Raw genomic sequence first — 19,717 nt, forward strand, 5'->3', positions numbered from 1 at the left:
TTATTGCACAATCACAGGGCAAGGAAAGGAGGCATGACGGGTAAGAAAGAGAATCCTGACCCGAGGGCCAGGATTGGGTAAAACCGACTCAGGCGCGTGTGACCGGGAAGGCCAGCACTTCGCTCAGGCTGCTCGCGCCCAGCGCAATCATAATCAGACGATCAACGCCCAGCGCTACACCGGAGCATTCCGGCATACCGTGTTCCAGAGCATCCAGCAGATTGTTATCGATAGGATGCTGAGGCAAACCGCGCGCGGCGCGTTTACGGTTATCCTGCTCGAAACGCTGACGCTGTTCGCGACCATCTGTCAGTTCGCGGAAACCGTTCGCCAGTTCGATGCCTTTGTAATACACCTCAAAACGCTCAGCAACACGGTGATCTTCGGTACTGATTTCCGCCAGAGACGCCTGCGTCGCCGGGAAGTGATACACGAAAGTCGGCTTGTCGCGGCCAATATGCGGTTCAACACCCATCGTAAACAGCAACTGCAATAAGGTGTCGCGGTCTTCTTCGGTATCCGCGATGTTTGATAAATCCAGCTTCGCGGCAACTTCACGCAGTTCGGTTTTATCCGCAGACAACGGGTCCACGCCCAGATGGCGCGTAAACGCCTGCTGATAGGACAGGGTTTCTGCCGTATCGCAATCGAGCACCTGTTGCAGCAGATCATCCACTTCATTCATCAGGCGGTACATGTCATAACGCGGACGATACCATTCCAGCATGGTGAATTCAGGGTTGTGATGGATACCGGCTTCTTCGTTTCGGAAGCTGCGGCCCATCTGGTAAATCGGCCCGCTGCCCGCAGCCAGCAGACGTTTCATGTGATATTCCGGGCTGGTCATCAGATACAACGTCATGCCGTCAGCCGCACCCGGCCCGACAAAACGTGTGTCAAAAGGCACCAGATGGATGTCGGTCACCGTGGCCTGGCTCATGGCCGGCGTTTCTACTTCCAGCACGCCGCGATCGGCAAAGAAACGTCGAATCTCAGCGAGAATAGCCGCACGCTTCAACAAATTGGCGACAGGAGCACTGGGTTGCCAGCTTGCCGTTTCGCTCATGGTGATTTACTCCGAATTCAGAAAAGTCATGCAGTCTACCTGCAACCCTCAGGGCAAACAAATATCTCATTTTGCGAAGCAAAATACAGAGAAAGCCTAAACCTGCATTCACATCAAATTACCACTACTCCTCATTAGGTATAATAATTCCCTTACAAATAATAAGAATATTAGCCTCTGGGACAGCGCCTGTATGTCATCAGCGGTGGTTAAGCCTCAGATTCAAAACCTTTTTCGCGGGTGTTTCAAACCCGATCTCATTGATGATAGTGGAGGAATGCAGTGCAAACCTTTAACGCCGACATTGCAATTATAGGTGCAGGTGGGGCGGGTTTACGCGCAGCAATAGCCGCAGCGGAAGCCAATCCCAACCTGAATATCGCGTTGATTTCGAAAGTGTACCCTATGCGCAGCCACACGGTGGCCGCCGAAGGCGGTTCTGCCGCAGTGACGCAAGATCACGACAGCTTTGATTTTCACTTCCAGGATACCGTTTCCGGAGGCGACTGGCTGTGTGAGCAGGACGTAGTGGACCATTTCGTTCATCAATGCCCGACTGAAATGGCGCAGCTTGAACTCTGGGGCTGTCCGTGGAGCCGTAAGGAAGATGGTTCAGTCAACGTCCGCCGTTTTGGCGGGATGAAGATCGAACGCACCTGGTTTGCCGCGGATAAAACCGGTTTCCACATGCTGCATACCCTGTTCCAGACCTCGCTGAAATACCCGCAAATCAAACGATTCGACGAGCATTTCGTTCTCGATATTCTGGTCGATGACGGCCAGGTTCGCGGCGTCGTCGCCATCAATATGATGGAAGGCACCCGCGTACAAATCCGCGCTAACGCTATCGTAATGGCGACCGGCGGCGCAGGCCGCGTTTACCGCTACAACACCAACGGCGGGATTGTCACCGGCGACGGCATGGGCATGGCGTTCCGTCATGGCATTCCGCTGCGTGATATGGAGTTCGTGCAATATCACCCGACCGGCCTGCCCGGCTCCGGCATTCTGATGACAGAAGGCTGTCGTGGTGAAGGCGGTATTCTGGTGAATAAAGACGGTTACCGTTATTTGCAGGATTACGGCATGGGGCCGGAAACCCCGCTCGGCGAACCGAAAAACAAATATATGGAACTCGGCCCGCGCGACAAAGTGTCGCAGGCGTTCTGGCACGAATGGCGCGCCGGTCGCACCATTTCCACTCCGCGTGGCGATGTGGTGTATCTGGATTTACGTCATCTCGGCGAGAAAAAGCTGCGCGAGCGTTTGCCGTTTATCTGTGAACTGGCGAAAGCTTACGTCGGCGTCGATCCGATCACCGATCCAATCCCTGTACGCCCTACCGCGCACTACACGATGGGGGGGATCGAAACGGATGCGCAGTGCGAAACCCGCATCAAAGGTCTGTTTGCCGTCGGTGAATGTTCATCGGTTGGCCTGCACGGCGCAAACCGTCTGGGTTCCAACTCACTGGCAGAACTGGTGGTGTTTGGCCGCATGGCCGGTGAAAAAGCGGCAGAACGCGCCGCCGAAGCCAAAGACTACGGCAATACCGAAGCCCTCGACGCGCAGGTTCGTGATATCGAAAATCGCGTTGACGCGCTGATGAAGCAGGAAGGCGATGAGAGCTGGGCGGCCATCCGCGACGAAATGGGGCTGGCGATGGAAGAAGGCTGCGGGATTTACCGCACCACCGAGCTGATGCAAAAAACCATCGACAAGCTGACCGAGCTGAAAGAGCGTTTCAAACGCGTCAAAATCAAAGACACCTCCAGCGTTTTCAACACCGATTTGCTGTACACCATCGAGCTGGGGCACGGGCTGGAAGTGGCCGAATGTATGGCGCACTCTGCCCTGCATCGCCGGGAATCCCGCGGTGCGCACCAGCGCCTGGATGAAGGCTGTACCGAACGCGATGACGTCAATTTCCTTAAGCATACGCTGGCCTTTTATCAGCCAGATTCCGCGCCACGTCTTGAATACGGCGATGTGAAAATCACCACATTACCACCGGCAAAACGTATGTATGGCGGGGAAGCTGAGAATCACGATAAAAAAGATAAGGAGCAATCACGTGGCTAAAATGCGAAGCCTGAAGGTTGAAATCATGCGCTATAACCCGGAGACGGACAACGCGCCGCATCCGGTGGTGTATGACGTGCCTTTCGACGAAACAACGTCGCTGCTCGACGCGCTGGGCTATATCAAAGACTATCTTGCCGCCGATCTTTCCTACCGTTGGTCATGCCGTATGGCCATTTGCGGTTCCTGCGGCATGATGGTCAACCGTGTGCCAAAACTGGCCTGTAAAACGTTCCTGCGCGAATATCCGGACGGAATGCAGGTGGAGGCGCTGGCAAACTTCCCGGTCGAACGCGATTTGGTGGTCGATATGACTCACTTTATCGAAAGCCTCGAATCCATTAAGCCGTACATTATTGGCAATACCCGAACTGTAGCGGAAGGCCCGGGCAAACAAACGCCGGCTCAAATGGAGAAATATCATCAGTTCTCCGGCTGTATCAACTGCGGTTTATGTTACGCCGCCTGCCCGCAATTCGGCCTGAACCCGGAATTTATCGGCCCGGCCGCCATTACGCTGGCGCACCGCTATAACCTGGATAACCGGGATCACGGCAAAGCCCAGCGTATGCCGCAGCTTAACGGCCAGAACGGCGTCTGGAGCTGTACGTTTGTCGGTTACTGTTCTGAAGTCTGTCCGAAACACGTCGACCCTGCCGCCGCGATTCAACAGGGCAAAGTCGAAAGTTCGAAAGACTTCATGATAGCGAGGCTGAGACCGCAATGAGGGAGGAAAATATGACGACTCGAACTCAGACCCCGGGCAGCAAACGTAAACCTTACGTGCGCGAAATGCCCGCCAGCTGGTGGCAACGTTCACTTTTCTATCGTTTCTATATGCTGCGTGAAGGCACGTCCGTTCCGGCAGTCTGGTTCAGTATCTTGCTGCTGGCCGGTATTTTTGCCTTACGCAACGGGCCGGAAAGCTGGTCGGGATTTGTACATTTCCTGCAAAACCCGGTGGTCATGCTGATCAACCTGATTGCTTTACTGGCCGCGCTGCTTCACACCAAAACCTGGTTTGAACTGGCACCGAAAGCCTCCATCGTCATTGTGAAAGGCAAGAAGATGGGGCCGGAACCGGTGATTACCGGTTTCTGGTGCGTAACTGCCGTTGTGACGCTGGTGATACTCGCCATCGCGCTGTTTCTTTGAGGAGGCGACATGAAAAATACTCTTCCTAAACGTTCAGATGAGCCGGTGTTCTGGGGGCTGTTTGGCGCGGGCGGCATGTGGAGTGCGATTTTTGCGCCGGTGATGATTCTGCTGGTGTGCTTCCTGCTGCCACTGGGGTTTTTCCCCGGTGACGCGCTGAGCTATCCGCGCGTACTGGCGTTCGCACAAAGCTGGATTGGCCGCCTGTTTCTGCTGCTGATGATCGTCCTGCCGTTGTGGTGCGGTCTGCACAGGATCCACCACGCCATGCATGACCTGAAAATCCACGTTCCTGCCGGTAAATGGGTGTTCTACGGTCTGGCAATGATCTTAAGTGTTGTCACACTTATCGTGTTGATCCGCCTCTGATCTCAGAAGATCTCCTTCTTCAGCGGTCATTTTCGTGGCCGCTGATTTTTTCCTGCTTTCACCTTTTCTCTTTTCCTCAATTGTTACCTACACTTAGGTGATTACCTAAGGAAGGAACATATATGCGTATCTGGTCAAAACTCGGTGTGATTGTCACGGCACTTTTATCGGTCGCTTGCAGCGTGACGCCACCCAAAGACGTCAAAGTCGTCAGTAATTTCGAGCTTAACCGCTATCTGGGAACCTGGTATGAAGTGGCAAGGCTGGATCACAGCTTTGAAAGCGGGCTTGAACGCGTGACGGCCAATTACAGCTTGCGGGATGATGGCGGTGTGAAAGTTATTAACCGTGGCTTTAATCCTGAGAAAAACAAATGGCAGGAAAGTGAAGGCAAAGGGTATTTCACCGGTTCAACGTCACGTGCGGCGCTCAAAGTTTCGTTCTTTGGCCCGTTCTATGGCGGCTATAACGTCATCGAGCTGGATAAAGATTACCGCTATGCGCTGGTTTGCGGGCCGGATAAAAGCTATCTGTGGATCCTCTCACGAACCCCGACGCTGGATGACAGCGTAAAACAACAACTGCTGAAAACCGCGCAAGGCTACGGTTTTGATACCAGCAAGCTGGTGTGGGTCAAACAGCCGTAAGTTTTCCGCCCTTCAGAAACAACACTGCCTGCATCAATGTGCAGGCAGACTTCAGCTTACTTCAACTCACACGCCCGTTACTGAGCGCTTTTCTGAATTGCCTGGCCGCCGGCAGAGACATCTTCACCCACGCCACGCGTGGTATTGCAGGCAGTTAACGCAGAAGACAGAACAAGAACAGACAGGATTGCGAGGATACTTTTCTTCAACATATAAAATTCCTTCCTATAAGAGAATGTAAAGTAAGACTCACTAAGTGTAGTTAATTTTCTGAATACGGAAGGGAAAAGGCAGGATTTTAGGACAGTTGGTAAAACGAGGCTGAAGGAATCAGCCTGCTTTGGAAATCGCGCCACCCAGATGCTGGATGTCTTCACCAAAACCGTGAACCGTGTTGCAGCCGGATAACGAAGCCAGCAACATCACTGAAACCACGATAAACATCATCTTCTTCAACATGGAAAACACAATCCCATTCAACAGGTTGAGCCGGAAAGCTGCGACAGGCATTACCCTGTGGCAGCTTTCATCCAGCGTAATAAGAAACTTATTTAACGCGGGAAACGTATTCGCCAGAGCGGGTGTCACAACGGACGATTTCGCCAATCTGCACGAATAAAGGCACTTTAACCACAGCGCCGGTGCTCAGCGTTGCTGGCTTGCCGCCGGTACCTGCGGTATCACCTTTCAGGCCTGGATCGGTATCAACAACTTCGGCTTCGATGAAGTTCGGTGGCTGGACAGCGATAGGACGACCGTCCCACAGAGTCACGATACATTCAGCGTTGTCTTGCAGCCATTTAGAGGCTTCAGAAACAGTTTTAGCTTCAACACCGTGCTGCTCGAAAGTCTCAGGGTGCATGAAGTGGTAGAACTCACCGTCGTTGTACAGGTAAGTCATGTTGGTATCTACAACGTCTGCGCCTTCGCAAGAGTCAGTAGATTTGAAGGTTTTTTCTACACGGGAGCCGGTCAGAAGACGGCGCATTTTCACACGTGCGAAAGCCTGGCCTTTGCCTGGTTTTACGAACACGCTGTCTTCGATTGCGAAAGGCTCGCCTTCGAACATGATTTTAAGACCCGGACGGAAATCGTTGCTAGAATAAGTCGCCATGATGGCCCTCTAATTTTAAACTGGTATTAGCCAAAAAAATGGCAAACATTGTAACCCTAAACACGCCATTTAGAGAAGATTGGTTGTATCAACTCGGCGATGTTATCACTGACCCGAATGAACTGCTTACTCTTCTGGCACTTAACGACAATGCAGATCTGCAAAGTGGCCATGAAGCCCGTCGTTTGTTCCCGCTTCGCGTGCCCCGTGCCTTTGTAGCACGTATGCAGCACGGCGATCCGCGGGATCCTTTGTTGCTCCAGGTATTAACCGCACGCGAAGAATTTATCGCCGCGCCGGGCTTTACCACCGACCCGCTTGATGAACAACGCAGCGTTGTTCCGGGTCTGTTGCACAAGTATAGCAATCGCGCCCTGTTGCTGGTAAAAGGCGGCTGTGCGGTGAATTGCCGCTACTGCTTTCGCCGCCATTTCCCGTATCAGGACAACCAGGGGAATAAGGCCAACTGGGTTCAGGCGCTGGATTATATCCGTACACAGCCCGAACTCGATGAAATTATTTTCTCCGGCGGTGATCCGCTGATGGCGAAAGATCACGAACTCGACTGGTTGATCGGTGAACTGGAAGGGATCGCGCACATCAAACGCCTGCGTATCCATACCCGTTTACCGGTGGTGATCCCTGCGCGCATCACGGACACGCTCTGCCAGCGCCTTGAACAGTCGCGTTTGCAGGTGCTGATGGTGACGCACATCAATCACGCCAATGAAATCGATGACGCGTTGCGCGCCAGCATGGCGAAACTGAAGCGTCATGGGGTCACGCTGCTCAATCAGAGCGTGCTGTTGCGTGACGTAAATGACTCTGCCGATGTGCTTGCCGCGCTCAGTAATGCGCTGTTTGATGCGGGAATTTTGCCTTACTACATCCACGTGCTGGATAAAGTTCAGGGCGCGGCGCATTTCATGGTGAGCGACGATGAAGCGCGCATCATTATGAAAGGGCTGATGAGCAAAGTTTCCGGTTATATGGTGCCGAAACTGACCCGCGAGATTGGCGGCGAACCAAGTAAAACCATTTTGGATTTACGCCTTAAACAGTCGTAAACGCGAATGCCGAAATGCAAAAAGGGATGCCATCAGGCATCCCTTTCGTATTTCTGTGCAGGTTCACGCAGCTAAAGCGTAAACGGCCCGACTATGGGCACTTATAAACCTGGCCGACCATTTTGCTGTCAACCGGTGCAAAGCTGGACAGGAAATTTTGAGACGGGCTGTTGGCACCATAAATGGTATTGCCGCCCATCGCTGCCGCCTTGTTGCGCAGGTCGTTGGCCGCACCACGCATTGAGCTACCATCGCCGCCGGTACCGGAGAACCAGTTGCTTTGGGCACCAGTGACTTCACCGAGGAGCTGACAATTTGCGCCTGGTTTGTCGTCCGTGAATTTCACCTGCTGTCCCGCTGCATCCAGTTGATGAGTGGTACTGCACCCGGCAAGCAGCGCGATAGCTGACAGGCCCAGTAACATTTTAATCCGCATCACTTTCCCCATTTGTTTTTGTAATCACATAAAGCCTATCAGAAAACACCTGGCTCTCTTAGGCATCCGTTGCCACGCATACCCAAGGTTCTGCGCTATCGGTATAAATCCGAAAACCACGCAGAAATGAGTCTACACGTTAAACCCGGAAGACATTGAGACTTATCTTACTGAACACGATAAAAAATGGTCAAATAAAAAAACCCGGCCTTTTCAGACCGGGTTTCTTCAGTACGTTAACTCAGACAACAAAACTGCCGCTGATTTGCCGTACCTGCGGATGAACGCAGGGGGATGATGATTACATCATGCCGCCCATACCGCCCATGCCACCCATACCGCCAGCGCCCATATCGACTTTATCGTCTTTAGGCAGGTCGGTGATCATGCACTCAGTGGTGATCATCAGGCCAGCTACAGAAGACGCGTACTGCAGAGCAGAACGGGTCACTTTAGTTGGATCCAGGATACCCATTGCGATCATGTCGCCGTACTGTTCAGTGTAAGCGTTGTAACCGAAGCTACCTTCGCCTGCTTTAACAGTGTTTGCGATTACAGAAGCTTCTTCGCCTGCGTTCACAACGATCTGACGCAGTGGAGCTTCCATTGCGCGCAGAGCAACGCGGATACCCACGTTCTGGTCATCGTTGTCGCCGGTCAGGTTAGCCAGAGTGTGGGCAACGCGAACCAGCGCAACACCACCACCAGCAACCACGCCTTCTTCTACAGCAGCACGGGTTGCGTGCAGCGCATCTTCAACGCGGGCTTTCTTCTCTTTCATTTCAACTTCAGTCGCTGCGCCAACTTTCAGAACAGCTACGCCGCCTGCCAGTTTAGCCACACGCTCTTGCAGTTTTTCACGGTCGTAATCAGAGGTCGCTTCTTCGATCTGCTGACGGATCTGAGATACACGGCCCTGAATGGTTGCTTCTTCGCCAACGCCATCGATGATGATGGTGGTGTCTTTGTTGATCACAACACGTTTAGCCTGACCCATGTCTTCCAGAGTCGCTTTTTCCAGCTCCAGGCCAATCTCTTCAGAGATTACAGTACCGCCAGTCAGGGTTGCGATGTCCTGCAACATAGCTTTACGACGGTCGCCGAAGCCAGGTGCTTTAACCGCAGCCACTTTCACGATGCCACGCATGGTGTTCACAACCAGAGTCGCCAGGGCTTCGCCTTCAACGTCTTCAGCGATGATCAGCAGTGGTTTACCGGCTTTAGCAACGGCTTCCAGTACTGGCAGCATTTCGCGAATGTTAGAAATCTTTTTGTCAGCCAGCAGAATGAACGGGCTTTCCAACTCGATTGAACCGGTTTCTGGTTTGTTGATGAAGTATGGAGACAGGTAACCGCGATCGAACTGCATACCTTCAACAACGTCCAGCTCGTCCTGCAAGCCAGTGCCTTCTTCAACAGTGATGACGCCTTCTTTGCCGACTTTTTCCATCGCTTCAGCGATCAGTTTACCGACAGTTTCGTCAGAGTTAGCAGAGATGGTACCAACCTGTGCAATCGCTTTAGAATCAGAGCAAGGTACAGACAGTTTTTTCAGTTCTTCAACAGCGTGGATGACCGCTTTGTCGATCCCGCGTTTCAGATCCATTGGGTTCATGCCAGCGGCAACGGCTTTCAGGCCTTCAGTGATGATGGCTTGTGCCAGAACGGTTGCGGTAGTCGTACCGTCACCCGCAGCATCGTTCGCTTTGGACGCCACTTCTTTCACCATCTGTGCGCCCATGTTTTCGAACTTGTCTTCCAGTTCGATTTCACGTGCAACGGACACGCCGTCTTTAGTGATGGTTGGAGCACCGAAAGATTTGTCCAAAACCACGTTGCGGCCTTTAGGGCCCAGGGTCACTTTTACTGCATCAGCAAGGATGTTTACGCCACGCAGCATTTTCACACGGGCGTCGTTACCGAATTTTACTTCTTTAGCTGCCATTGTTAATTTCCCTTCAATTCGTTCAGTTCAGAAAAAAGTGGGTCGGAGGAAGATCAGGCTTCTACGATTGCCAGGATGTCGCTCTCAGACATAATCAACACTTCTTCATTGTCGATTTTTTCAGCTTTCACGCCGTAGCCGTCGTTGAAGATGACGATGTCGCCAACTTTAACGTCCAGCGCTTTAACTTCACCGTTTTCCAGAATGCGACCATGGCCGACAGCCAGGATTTCGCCACGGGTAGATTTACCAGCAGCTGAGCCAGTCAGAACGATGCCGCCAGCGGATTTAGATTCTACTTCTTTACGCTTGACGATAACGCGGTCATGCAATGGACGAATTTTCATTGATAACTCTCCTGTGAGCGGGTCCATATCTATTTTTAGGGTTGAATGCCTGACAAATGCCTGCCCGGCCTCGTGGTTTGTTTAATGGGGGCGATACACCGCCCTTCAAGGGGAAGAACAGAAAAAATTTCGCTTTTTCTTTTGGCTTTCAGGCCATCTGAACCCGGACTGAAAACTACTTCCCAACAATGTATTAACAATCAAGGCCACAGAGATTAGCGATCGCGGTGCTCTGTGTCGTCATCTTTTTTCGGTGAAACCAGGCGTTCCGGTGTTTCATCGGTCCGCTGGAACTCACCTTCAAAGGTATTTCCGGTAGGCGCGCTGCTTCCCCAGTTACCGCCAGAGCGAACAATATTCAGATGTGGCATCAGCTTAAGCGTCAGTCGTTTCTGAATCGGTGGCAGCAGGAGCAGCAAGCCGAGGAAATCGGTAAAGAATCCCGGAACCAGTAACAGGAAACCGGCAATCACCAGTGAAACACTTTTCACCATTTCAGCCGCCGGGCTTTCACCGACAGCCAGCTTCTGCTGAAGCTGCATGAACGTTTTCATTCCCTGATTTTTGACCAGAGAAACACCCACGCAGGAGGTGAATACCACCAGCAATAATGTCGTGGCGACGCCAACGACCGCAGCCACCTTGATAAATAAGGTGATTTCAATATAAGCCAGCAGGAATAACAGTAGTAACGGTAACCAGCGCACCGCATTCTCCTTGTGATTTGGCCCCGAAGTTCTTTTTCAGAAACGTTCGAAACCCTGAATAAGTGCCTGTTTCCGATGTTTGCCATCAAAGAAATGCAGGCTGACTACAATGAGATGGTGCTGTGTCCCGGTGATTTCAAGCGCCAGACCTGATTTAATTGAGCAGGTAAATGAATTGTGAGAATTCTCACAGATACTAAAAACTTGCACAATCATAGGGCAGGATAGTGATCTTAGTACGTGCAATTCGCCTGAAGCAGCATATGATCGCCTTCGTTGTGGAAACAACGGTTGATCGTTTTAAATTTACCACGGCTAGTAACATAATTTTAAACATCGCATAACGCATTCAGTACCGAAGAGAAGGTTCTCATGTCAAACACCATTCGTATCGAGGAAGACCTGCTGGGCACGCGTGAAGTACCGGCAGAAGCTTATTACGGCATTCATACCCTGCGGGCGATTGAAAACTTCTATATCAGCAACACCAAGATCAGCGATGTGCCTGAGTTTGTTCGTGGCATGGTGATGGTGAAGAAAGCGGCGGCTCTGGCAAACAAAGAGCTGCGCACCATTCCACGCCATATTGCGGACATCATCATTCAGGCGTGCGACGAAGTGCTTGATAAAGGTAAATGCATGGACCAGTTCCCTATCGACGTCTATCAGGGCGGCGCGGGAACCTCGGTAAATATGAACACGAATGAGGTGCTGGCGAACATCGGTCTCGAGCTGATGGGTCACCAGAAAGGCGATTACCAGTTCCTTAATCCCAACGATCACCTTAATAAATGCCAGTCCACCAATGATGCCTACCCGACCGGTTTCCGTATCGCGGTTTACGCCTCTTTGCTGAAACTGGTTGATGCGATTTCCCAGCTGGGCGATGGCTTCGAGCGCAAAGCGGTCGAATTTGAAAACGTCATCAAAATGGGCCGCACGCAGTTGCAGGATGCGGTACCGATGACGCTCGGTCAGGAATTCCATGCATTCAACGTGCTGCTTAAAGAAGAAACCCGCAACCTGATCCGCACCGGCGAATTACTGCTGGAAGTGAACCTCGGGGCAACGGCGATCGGTACGCGTCTGAATACTCCGGAAGGTTATCAGCAACTGGCCGTGCAGAAACTGGCGGAAGTCAGCAATCTGGCCTGCGTTCCGGCTGAAGACCTGATTGAAGCAACGTCAGACTGCGGCGCTTACGTGATGGTTCACAGCTCCCTGAAACGTCTGGCGGTTAAGCTTTCCAAAATCTGTAACGACCTGCGCCTGCTCTCTTCCGGGCCGCGCGCCGGGCTCAATGAGATCAACCTGCCAGAATTGCAGGCCGGTTCTTCCATCATGCCTGCCAAAGTTAACCCGGTGATCCCGGAAGTGGTGAATCAGGTTTGCTTCAAAGTCATCGGCAACGACATGTGCGTCACGATGGCCGCCGAAGCGGGTCAGTTGCAGCTAAACGTCATGGAACCGGTGATCGGCCAGGCCATGTTTGAATCCGTACATATCCTGACTAACGCCTGCTACAACCTGCTGGAAAAATGCATCAACGGCATTACGGCGAACAAAGAAGTGTGCGAATTCTACGTCTTCAATTCTATTGGGATCGTGACGTATCTGAACCCGTTCATCGGCCACCACAATGGCGATATTGTCGGGAAGATTTGTGCGGAAACCGGCAAGAGCGTCCGCGAAGTCGTGCTTGAGCGCGGTTTGCTGACGGAAGCCGAGCTGGACGACATTTTCTCCATCGATAACCTGAAGCACCCGGCTTACAAAGCGAAGCGTTATACCGATGAAAATGAACAGTAACAGACTCCATCTCTGACCTTTTAAAGGCTCGTTGTTCTCCGGAACAGCGGGCCTTTTTACTGAGTGGCAAACAACAATTACATAACAATTATTTTTCAATTCCTTAAGGATTGCTGGATATATGGACGGACAGCCATGTTAATCATCGAACTTATTATTGTACTCGCCGCGATTTTTCTCGGTGCCCGCTTAGGCGGCATCGGCATTGGTTTCGCGGGCGGATTGGGTGTTCTGGTGCTCGCTTTAATCGGCGTGAAACCGGGCTCGATCCCTTTTGACGTTATCTCCATCATCATGGCCGTGATTGCCGCCATCTCGACCATGCAGGTCGCGGGCGGGATGGATTATCTGGTGCAGCAAACCGAGAAACTGCTGCGTCGTAACCCGAAACACATCACCCTTCTGGCCCCGATCGTCACGTATTTCCTCACGATCATGGCCGGTACCGGCAACATTTCACTTTCTGCGCTCCCGGTGATTTCTGAAGTGGCAAAAGAGCAGGGGATCAAACCTTGCCGTCCGCTTTCAACGGCCGTTGTGGCCGCGCAGATCGCCATAACCGCCTCGCCGATTTCCGCCGCAGTGGTGTATATGGCGTCGACGATGGAAAGCCACGGTGTCAGTTATTTGCATCTGCTGATGGTGATGATCCCTTCGACACTGGCCGCCGTGATTGTGATGTCGCTGATTATCAGCTGGTGCTTTGACTCGAAACTCTCCAACGATCCGGTTTATCTCAAGCGTTATGAAGAGGGCCTGATTGCGCTGCGTGGCGATAAAAAAGTGGAAATAAAACGGGGCGCGAAGCTTTCCGTTTTACTGTTCCTGCTGGGCGTTTTTTCTGTGGTCGGCTACGCCGTGATTAACAGCCCGAGCCTTGGCTGGGTTGCTCAACCGGTGATGACCACCAACAGCGCGATTCTGATTATCATGCTCAGCGTGGCGACATTAATCACCCTGCTGTGCCGCATCGAAACCGACTCAATTCTGACCTCCAGCACGTTCAAATCCGGCATGAGCGCCTGTATTTGTATCCTCGGCGTTGCCTGGCTAGGAGACACGTTTGTCCAGGCGAATCTGGGCTGGATTAAGGAAACTGCGGGCACCATTATTCAGGCACATCCGTGGCTGCTGGCGGTGATTTTCTTCTTCAGTTCGGCCCTGCTGTATTCACAGGCCGCGACGACCAAAGCCCTGTTGCCCATGGCGCTGGCGCTGAGCGTTTCCCCGCTGACGGCGGTGGGCTCTTTCGCAGCAGTTTCCGGGCTGTTCATTTTGCCGACGTATCCGACGCTGGTGGCCGCCGTGCAGATGGATGACACCGGCACCACCCGAATTGGCCGGTTCGTCTTCAACCATCCGTTCTTTATACCGGGCACGATCGGCGTATTTTTGTCGGTTCTTTTCGGTTTCGCCGTCGGCAGTATTATTCTCTGACAGTTTTTCCGGGGGCTGCGGCCCCCGCCTTTCCTGCGTTCTCCCGCTTCACTCTTTTGTAAAGTACCTGCAAGGCTTTCTGCGTCGCGTTCGCACGGGGTATACTCACATTTCATTAACGCGCTGCGGCATGAAGCCGTCCGCATCTTCTGTCGAATCACCCAGTGGCCGTTCACCTGCCGCGACAAAGAGAACTTTACTCCGCATGGATCACCGCATTCTTCGAATTTTCTTCCTGCTGTGCAGCCTGTTTATGTTGCCTTTGCAGGCTCACGCCTCGTTGTTTGATAAACCAGCCGCCACGCAATTCGTTCCTGTTGATCAGGCTTTCAGCTTTGATTTTCAGCAGCAAGGCCATGATCTCAAACTGAACTGGCAGATCCGCGACGGTTACTATTTATATCGCAGCAAAATTGAGATTGAACCGAAGAATGCCCGGCTGGCAGCGTTTATCTTGCCGAAGGGCCGTGAACATCACGATGAGTTTTTCGGCGACAGTGAAGTCTTCGAAAACGCGCTGCGCCTAATGGTGCCGTTACGACAGGCCAGCGCCGATGCGACCGTCCGCGTAACTTATCAGGGATGCGCCGCTGCCGGTTTCTGCTATCCGCCGGAAACCCGCGAAGTGCCGCTCAGTGAGGTTTCAGAGCCGGTTAAAGCCGGCGCAGACGTTGCAGAATCCATCCTTTCTCCGGTTGAGGCCACACCAGCGAAAGTTTCCACGCCGCTGCCTTTTTCGCCGCTTTGGGCGTTGCTGATTGGTATCGGCATCGCATTCACGCCGTGCGTACTGCCGATGTATCCGCTGATTTCCGGCATTATTCTCGGGCGCCAGCGTCCGCACAGCATGAAGCGAATTTTCCTGCTGTCGCTGGTGTACGTACAGGGCATGGCGCTGACGTATACGTTGCTTGGGATGGTGGTCGCCGCCGCCGGCTTGCAGTTCCAGGCCGCATTGCAAAGCCCGTGGGTGCTGATCGTTTTATCCGTGATGTTTATCGCGCTGGCGTTATCAATGTTTGGGGCTTTCAGCCTGCAACTTCCGTCCTCCGTTCAGACCCGGCTGGCGTTGTGGAGCAATGAACAAAAAGGCGGTTCGCTGCCGGGCGTCTTTATTATGGGCGCGCTGGCTGGCCTGATTTGTTCCCCCTGCACCACCGCGCCGCTGAGCGCCATTTTGCTGTACATCGCCCAGAGCGGAAACTTACTGGCAGGTGCCGGTACGCTTTACCTGTACGCGCTGGGGATGGGGATCCCGCTGATTATCGTGACTATGTTCGGGAATAAACTGCTGCCACGCAGCGGCCCGTGGATGCATTACGTCAAAGAAGGCTTCGGTTTTGTCATTCTCGCGCTGCCGGTGTTTTTACTTGAGCGTGTGATTGGCGATACCTGGGGATTACGCCTGTGGAGCCTGCTTGGCATCGCGTTCTTCGGCTGGGCGTTACTGCTGAGCCTGAAAAGTCAGCGTGGTATCGTGCGTTTTCTGCAACTGATTTTCCTCGCCGCTGCGCTTATCGTCAGCCGTCCGTTGCAGGACTGGGCTTTTGCGCCCGCCAGCAGTCAGTCCGCGCCACAGCACGCGCTGAACTTCCAGAAAATCCAAAACGTTGATGAACTGAACGCCGCCTTACAGGGCGCGCAGGGCAAACGCGTCATGCTGGATTTGTACGCAGACTGGTGTGTGGCGTGTAACGAGTTCGAAAAATATACGTTTTCCGCGCCAGAAGTGCAGAATGAACTGGCGAACACTTTGTTGCTTCAGGCCGATGTGACGCAAAACTCGGCGGAGCAAAAGGCGTTGTTAGAGCGTCTGGAAGTGCTGGGCTTACCTACGATTTTATTCTTTGGCGCCGATGGCCATGAATTGCCGCAGTCGCGGGTTACCGGTTTTATGGATGCCACTGAGTTCAGTGCGCATTTGCAGAAAGCCCGCCCTTAAACGACACTACATTTTGAAGTACGCGAATTGTGAGGAGGCAAACGTGCTACGTGAACAGGTTCTCGATCAAACCCTTAATCTCTTGGAACAACGTGGCCTTGCAACATTGTCACTGGAAAACGTCGCTGAACTCGTCGACGTTCCGCTCAATGAACTGCGCCGTTTCTGGCCCGATGCCGAAGCGCTGCTCTACGACAGCCTGCGCTATCATGGCGAGCAAATTGAAATCTGGCGGCGTCAGCTGATGCTGGACGAAACGCTCACTCCACCGCAGAAATTACTGGCGCGGTATAAAGTGCTCGATGAGCAGGTGCGCCAGCAGCGTTATCCGGGATGCCTCTTTATCGCAGCCTGTACGTTTTTCCCTGAGAGCGACGCGCCTATTCACCAACTGGCCGAAAATCAGAAACGGGCGTCCTACGACTACACGCTGTCCTTGCTCCAGGAAATGGGTTCCGATGATGCCGAAATGGTGGCGCAGCAGATGGAACTGATCCTTGAAGGTTGTCTGAGCAAGTTGCTGGTGAAACGTCAGCTCATCGATGTGGAAGTGGCGCGACGCCTGGCAGAAGATGTTTTGAATGTCGCACGCTGCCGTGAACATGGCGCACTTTCCTGACTTTCTCTGACCGCAGACAGGCCATTTCGCCATTTTTGAATGAAAAGACAGCAAACGAACGTCTTTTATGTGTTTTAGATGACAAAGCCGTTGACGACACATGCCCAATACGGTTTAATGCGCCCCGTTGCCCGGATAGCTCAGTCGGTAGAGCAAGGGATTGAAAATCCCTGTGTCCTTGGTTCGATTCCGAGTCCGGGCACCAAATTTAAAGAAACCAGCCTAACGGCTGGTTTTTTGCTTTCTGGCCTCAGCCAAAAAAACCAGCCCTCTCCTTTCGTGACTGACTTCTCATCCCTTCATTCATTTGCACAAAACTCCCGTTCATTCCTGTTTAAAAGTTAGGCCAACGTCCGTTAACGGGCATATTTCCTCGTTTTAGACTGTTTCCTTAGGCTAAAAAATTTACTCAAAGCCCTACAAACAGGATTGTCTGATGCAAATAACCCACATTGAGGTATTGCGCGTTGCTATTCCTTTCAGCAGCGGCAGGGAAAAATCACAAGAGAAAAACACTGACGCCTACAACGCGGCGTCACCGACATTAACCCGTATGGAAACGCTGCTGGTCAAAATCACCACGGATACCGGTTTACACAGCTGGGGCGAAGGTTTTGGGCATCTTTCTAACCCGATGACGGAAACGGCGCTGAACGGCCTGGTGGGCAAATTTTTCCTCGGGCAAACCTGCCCGCAAAGCCCTGACGAAATTGCCTCGCTGATGCAACAGGCAGAAATCAATTTCCACGCCTTTGGCCGCACGGGGCCGGTGATGTTTGCGCTCTCAGCGGTGGATATCGCGCTGTGGGATTTGCTGGCAAAAGCCAGAAACCAGCCGCTTTGGCAATTGCTCGGGGCGAAGCGCCATAAAATCGGGGTTTATGCCAGTCTGGTGAGTTATGGGAATGACCCGCAACGCGTGGCAGAAAAAGTGCTGAGCACTTATGACGCCGGATTCCGCGCCATCAAACTGCATGAAACCGAATACGCTGCCATTGCCGCCGCGCGGGAAGTGTTGCCGCAGGATGCCGAACTGATGGTCGATGTGAATTGCCCGTGGAGTGTTGAAGATGCCACGGCGCAGGCAAAGAGATTACGCCCGCTGAATCTGGGATGGCTGGAAGAACCCATCTGGCCGCCGGATGATCTGGCCGGTCTGGCGCTGGTCAGAACGCAGGGCACACGAATTGCCGCTGGCGAAAATGCGGCAGGCGTACAGGGATTTGTCGAGCATTTCGAACACGGTGCGATTGACGTCGCGCAGCCAAGCGTCAGCAAAGTTGGCGGTATCACCGCTATGTTGAAAGTCTTCGCGCTGGCAAAACAATATTCTGTCCGGGTTGTTCCGCACTGCTTCTATTATGGCGCCGGCCTGATGGCGACCGCGCAGCTGGTGGCTTTACTTGATGAAAGTGTCAGCCTGGAGGTGCCTTTCATTCAGTGGCAGGAAGAGCTTTATCCGCAGCTGGACTTCACGCCGCGCATGGTTTTACCTGATGCACCGGGTCTGGGTTTTGAGCCTTCTCCCGCGGTCATTCAGAAATACCTCGTCAGCTCACAAACGCTTTCCCTGACGGCGGAGGCGGCTCATGCGTAAATCCAATTACCGCGTCGTTATCGCCCTGCTGCTGTTTTTTGCAGGCATGCTGAATTATCTCGATCGCGCCGCGCTGTCGGTCATGGCACCGCTGATCAAAGGCGATTTGCACATCGACGATGCGCAGATGGGGATTTTGTTCAGCGCCTTCTTCATCGGTTACTGCCTGTTTTGTTTCATCGGGGGCTGGAGCGCTGACAGATTCGGGCCGCGGAAAGTGTTCGGGCTGGCGGCGGCTTTCTGGTCAGTATTCTGCGGCGCTACGGCTCTGGTGACAGGTTTCGGGCATTTGCTGATCGTACGCGTCATGTTTGGTATCGGTGAAGGGCCGATGGGCACCACCACCAACAAATCCATCTCCAACTGGTTCCCGCGTAAGGAAGTCGGGCGCGCAGTGGGATTTACCAACGCCGGGCAACCGCTGGGCGCCGCAATTGCTGCACCGATTGTCGGGCTGGTCGGGTTGCACTTCGGCTGGCGTATTGCCTTTGTGGTGATTGCCGCGCTGGGCTTCGTCTGGCTGGCGGCCTGGATGATTCTTTTCCGAGATAAGCCGGAACAGCATCCGCGCGTCTCAGAGGCCGAGAAAACGCTGATTGCCAGCGACCGTCCGGCGACACCGGTCACTTCAGGGATGAAAGAAAAAGATGCGCATACCCTGTGGTATTACGTTTTTTCCAAACCGGTATTAGGCGTGGCCGCCGCGTTTTTCTGCTTCAATTATATTCAGTATTTTTTCCTGTCATGGCTGCCAAGCTACCTCACGGATTTCCAGCATCTGGACATCAGGAGCATGAGTATTATCGGCATTCTCCCGTGGCTGGGCGCAACGGCAGGCTTCATTGGCGGCGGCATTGTGGCAGATATGCTGTACCGCAGGACCGGTAATTTCCTTTTTTCACGTAAAGCCGTTATTTTCACCGGCCTGATTATCGCCGCAGGTTGCGTGCTGATGACCGCTTACACCCGCAATACGGCCGGTGCCGTCGCCCTGATAACCGTCGCCAGTATCTTCGCGTATATGACGCCGCAGGCGTGCTGGTCGCTGTTGCAGGATATCGTGCCGGCGCACCGCATCGGAACCGCAGGGGGATTTGTCCATCTGCTGGCTAATCTGGCCGGGATTTTATCTCCCAGCATCACCGGCTTTTTAATCCAGTACGGCGGCGGTTATCAGTCTGCTTTTATCCTGTCGAGCGGTCTGGCGATCGTCGGCGTGGTCGCAATGGCCATACTCGTACGCCAGAATAAAGTGAATGAACTTTTTGGTAAAAAAAGCCCGTCAGAAGATGTCATTACGGAGCATTAATCCTTTGATTTATCATGTTCAACCTGCAGCCGAGCTGATACATTGCAGGTTGAACATTGAGCAAATTTA

Annotated in this window: 20 protein-coding genes and 1 tRNA gene; 13 read left to right on the plus strand and 8 right to left on the minus strand. The window is 52.9% G+C overall.

Translation table 11 applies throughout. The features are described from left to right. Positions 1–88: 88 nt before the first annotated feature. Complete coding sequence (gene epmA, locus IV433_RS09235) at positions 89–1,066, minus strand: elongation factor P--(R)-beta-lysine ligase (protein ID WP_195813560.1); 978 nt, start codon at positions 1,064–1,066, stop codon at positions 89–91. Between the two features lie 282 nt (positions 1,067–1,348). On the opposite strand from epmA, the gene frdA reads away from it, so the two are divergent. From frdA to blc, 5 genes are all read left to right on the plus strand, one after another. Beyond that, complete coding sequence (gene frdA / locus IV433_RS09240) at positions 1,349–3,148, plus strand: fumarate reductase (quinol) flavoprotein subunit (protein ID WP_195813559.1); 1,800 nt, start codon at positions 1,349–1,351, stop codon at positions 3,146–3,148. After that, positions 3,141–3,875, plus strand: a complete 735-nt coding sequence (locus IV433_RS09245) for a succinate dehydrogenase/fumarate reductase iron-sulfur subunit (RefSeq protein ID WP_195813558.1) — start codon at positions 3,141–3,143, stop codon at positions 3,873–3,875. Before frdA ends, IV433_RS09245 begins: the two co-directional genes overlap by 8 nt. Before the next feature lie 11 nt (positions 3,876–3,886). Then, positions 3,887–4,303 carry a fumarate reductase subunit FrdC gene (gene frdC, locus IV433_RS09250; RefSeq protein ID WP_195813557.1) on the plus strand — a complete coding sequence of 139 codons (417 nt, stop codon included), beginning with the start codon at positions 3,887–3,889 and terminating at the stop codon, positions 4,301–4,303. 9 nt (positions 4,304–4,312) lie between these two features. Further along, positions 4,313–4,672 carry a fumarate reductase subunit FrdD gene (gene frdD / locus IV433_RS09255; RefSeq protein WP_104923549.1) on the plus strand — a complete coding sequence of 120 codons (360 nt, stop codon included), beginning with the start codon at positions 4,313–4,315 and terminating at the stop codon, positions 4,670–4,672. Positions 4,673–4,794: 122 nt separating this feature from the next. Then, on the plus strand, positions 4,795–5,319 hold the full coding sequence (gene blc, locus IV433_RS09260) for an outer membrane lipoprotein Blc (protein ID WP_101078260.1): 525 nt from the start codon (positions 4,795–4,797) through the stop codon (positions 5,317–5,319). Positions 5,320–5,396: 77 nt separating this feature from the next. Here the strand turns inward: blc and IV433_RS09265 are convergent, their stop codons facing one another. From IV433_RS09265 to efp, 3 genes are all read right to left on the minus strand, one after another. Continuing rightward, positions 5,397–5,531 carry an entericidin A/B family lipoprotein gene (locus IV433_RS09265; protein ID WP_014333643.1) on the minus strand — a complete coding sequence of 45 codons (135 nt, stop codon included), beginning with the start codon at positions 5,529–5,531 and terminating at the stop codon, positions 5,397–5,399. 118 nt (positions 5,532–5,649) lie between these two features. Continuing rightward, positions 5,650–5,778 (minus strand): entericidin A/B family lipoprotein, encoded by a 129-nt coding sequence (locus tag IV433_RS09270; protein ID WP_013573743.1) that lies wholly within the window; start codon positions 5,776–5,778, stop codon positions 5,650–5,652. 88 nt (positions 5,779–5,866) lie between these two features. Beyond that, a complete protein-coding gene (gene efp, locus IV433_RS09275; protein WP_101078258.1) occupies positions 5,867–6,433 on the minus strand; it encodes an elongation factor P in 567 nt (188 codons plus the stop codon). A gap of 38 nt (positions 6,434–6,471) precedes the next feature. On the opposite strand from efp, the gene epmB reads away from it, so the two are divergent. Next, positions 6,472–7,500 carry an EF-P beta-lysylation protein EpmB gene (gene epmB, locus IV433_RS09280; protein ID WP_165058804.1) on the plus strand — a complete coding sequence of 343 codons (1,029 nt, stop codon included), beginning with the start codon at positions 6,472–6,474 and terminating at the stop codon, positions 7,498–7,500. Between the two features lie 91 nt (positions 7,501–7,591). On the opposite strand, the gene IV433_RS09285 is transcribed toward epmB, so the two are convergent. The 4 genes from IV433_RS09285 to IV433_RS09300 all read right to left on the minus strand — a co-directional run bounded on the left by IV433_RS09285 (position 7,592) and on the right by IV433_RS09300 (position 10,935). Continuing rightward, positions 7,592–7,936 carry a DUF4156 domain-containing protein gene (locus IV433_RS09285; RefSeq protein WP_014333641.1) on the minus strand — a complete coding sequence of 115 codons (345 nt, stop codon included), beginning with the start codon at positions 7,934–7,936 and terminating at the stop codon, positions 7,592–7,594. A gap of 301 nt (positions 7,937–8,237) precedes the next feature. Next, positions 8,238–9,881, minus strand: a complete 1,644-nt coding sequence (gene groL, locus IV433_RS09290) for a chaperonin GroEL (RefSeq protein ID WP_195813556.1) — start codon at positions 9,879–9,881, stop codon at positions 8,238–8,240. 53 nt (positions 9,882–9,934) lie between these two features. Further along, complete coding sequence (locus IV433_RS09295; RefSeq protein ID WP_009636718.1) at positions 9,935–10,228, minus strand: co-chaperone GroES; 294 nt, start codon at positions 10,226–10,228, stop codon at positions 9,935–9,937. A 215-nt stretch (positions 10,229–10,443) separates the two neighbouring features. Beyond that, entirely contained in the window at positions 10,444–10,935 is a 492-nt protein-coding gene (locus IV433_RS09300) for an FxsA family protein (RefSeq protein ID WP_152325346.1), read from the minus strand. Positions 10,936–11,307: 372 nt separating this feature from the next. Here IV433_RS09300 and aspA point away from each other — a divergent pair, with 372 nt between their 5' ends. The 7 genes from aspA to IV433_RS09335 all read left to right on the plus strand — a co-directional run bounded on the left by aspA (position 11,308) and on the right by IV433_RS09335 (position 19,648). Then, positions 11,308–12,744, plus strand: a complete 1,437-nt coding sequence (gene aspA / locus IV433_RS09305; RefSeq protein ID WP_195813555.1) for an aspartate ammonia-lyase — start codon at positions 11,308–11,310, stop codon at positions 12,742–12,744. 135 nt (positions 12,745–12,879) lie between these two features. Continuing rightward, entirely contained in the window at positions 12,880–14,181 is a 1,302-nt protein-coding gene (locus IV433_RS09310; RefSeq protein ID WP_195813554.1) for an anaerobic C4-dicarboxylate transporter, read from the plus strand. Between the two features lie 205 nt (positions 14,182–14,386). Further along, positions 14,387–16,123: a protein-disulfide reductase DsbD gene (locus tag IV433_RS09315; RefSeq protein WP_195813553.1), complete on the plus strand. Its 1,737-nt coding sequence runs from the start codon at positions 14,387–14,389 to the stop codon at positions 16,121–16,123. Between the two features lie 43 nt (positions 16,124–16,166). Continuing rightward, on the plus strand, positions 16,167–16,742 hold the full coding sequence (gene dicD / locus IV433_RS09320; protein WP_152325350.1) for a division control transcriptional repressor DicD: 576 nt from the start codon (positions 16,167–16,169) through the stop codon (positions 16,740–16,742). A gap of 129 nt (positions 16,743–16,871) precedes the next feature. Next, positions 16,872–16,947 (plus strand) — tRNA-Phe (locus IV433_RS09325). A gap of 231 nt (positions 16,948–17,178) precedes the next feature. Next, positions 17,179–18,339 carry a mandelate racemase/muconate lactonizing enzyme family protein gene (locus IV433_RS09330; RefSeq protein WP_195813552.1) on the plus strand — a complete coding sequence of 387 codons (1,161 nt, stop codon included), beginning with the start codon at positions 17,179–17,181 and terminating at the stop codon, positions 18,337–18,339. Further along, positions 18,332–19,648 carry an MFS transporter gene (locus tag IV433_RS09335; RefSeq protein ID WP_195813551.1) on the plus strand — a complete coding sequence of 439 codons (1,317 nt, stop codon included), beginning with the start codon at positions 18,332–18,334 and terminating at the stop codon, positions 19,646–19,648. The genes IV433_RS09330 and IV433_RS09335 overlap by 8 nt, the downstream gene beginning before the upstream one ends. Positions 19,649–19,717: the final 69 nt, after the last annotated feature.

Source organism: Rahnella laticis (assembly GCF_015644585.1).
Lineage (GTDB): Bacteria > Pseudomonadota > Gammaproteobacteria > Enterobacterales > Enterobacteriaceae > Rahnella > Rahnella laticis.

Excerpts from the sequence above, each read along its gene's own strand:
- epmA (WP_195813560.1), bottom strand. The coding sequence starts at position 1,066 with ATGAGCGAAACGGCAAGCTGGCAACCCAGTGCTCCTGTCGCCAATTTG.
- frdC (WP_195813557.1), top strand. The coding sequence starts at position 3,887 with ATGACGACTCGAACTCAGACCCCGGGCAGCAAACGTAAACCTTACGTG.
- frdD (WP_104923549.1), top strand. The coding sequence starts at position 4,313 with ATGAAAAATACTCTTCCTAAACGTTCAGATGAGCCGGTGTTCTGGGGG.
- blc (WP_101078260.1), top strand. The coding sequence starts at position 4,795 with ATGCGTATCTGGTCAAAACTCGGTGTGATTGTCACGGCACTTTTATCG.
- IV433_RS09265 (WP_014333643.1), bottom strand. The coding sequence starts at position 5,531 with ATGTTGAAGAAAAGTATCCTCGCAATCCTGTCTGTTCTTGTTCTGTCT.
- IV433_RS09270 (WP_013573743.1), bottom strand. The coding sequence starts at position 5,778 with ATGTTGAAGAAGATGATGTTTATCGTGGTTTCAGTGATGTTGCTGGCT.
- efp (WP_101078258.1), bottom strand. The coding sequence starts at position 6,433 with ATGGCGACTTATTCTAGCAACGATTTCCGTCCGGGTCTTAAAATCATG.
- epmB (WP_165058804.1), top strand. The coding sequence starts at position 6,472 with ATGGCAAACATTGTAACCCTAAACACGCCATTTAGAGAAGATTGGTTG.
- IV433_RS09285 (WP_014333641.1), bottom strand. The coding sequence starts at position 7,936 with ATGCGGATTAAAATGTTACTGGGCCTGTCAGCTATCGCGCTGCTTGCC.
- groL (WP_195813556.1), bottom strand. The coding sequence starts at position 9,881 with ATGGCAGCTAAAGAAGTAAAATTCGGTAACGACGCCCGTGTGAAAATG.
- IV433_RS09295 (WP_009636718.1), bottom strand. The coding sequence starts at position 10,228 with ATGAAAATTCGTCCATTGCATGACCGCGTTATCGTCAAGCGTAAAGAA.
- aspA (WP_195813555.1), top strand. The coding sequence starts at position 11,308 with ATGTCAAACACCATTCGTATCGAGGAAGACCTGCTGGGCACGCGTGAA.
- IV433_RS09310 (WP_195813554.1), top strand. The coding sequence starts at position 12,880 with ATGTTAATCATCGAACTTATTATTGTACTCGCCGCGATTTTTCTCGGT.
- IV433_RS09315 (WP_195813553.1), top strand. The coding sequence starts at position 14,387 with ATGGATCACCGCATTCTTCGAATTTTCTTCCTGCTGTGCAGCCTGTTT.
- IV433_RS09330 (WP_195813552.1), top strand. The coding sequence starts at position 17,179 with ATGCAAATAACCCACATTGAGGTATTGCGCGTTGCTATTCCTTTCAGC.
- IV433_RS09335 (WP_195813551.1), top strand. The coding sequence starts at position 18,332 with ATGCGTAAATCCAATTACCGCGTCGTTATCGCCCTGCTGCTGTTTTTT.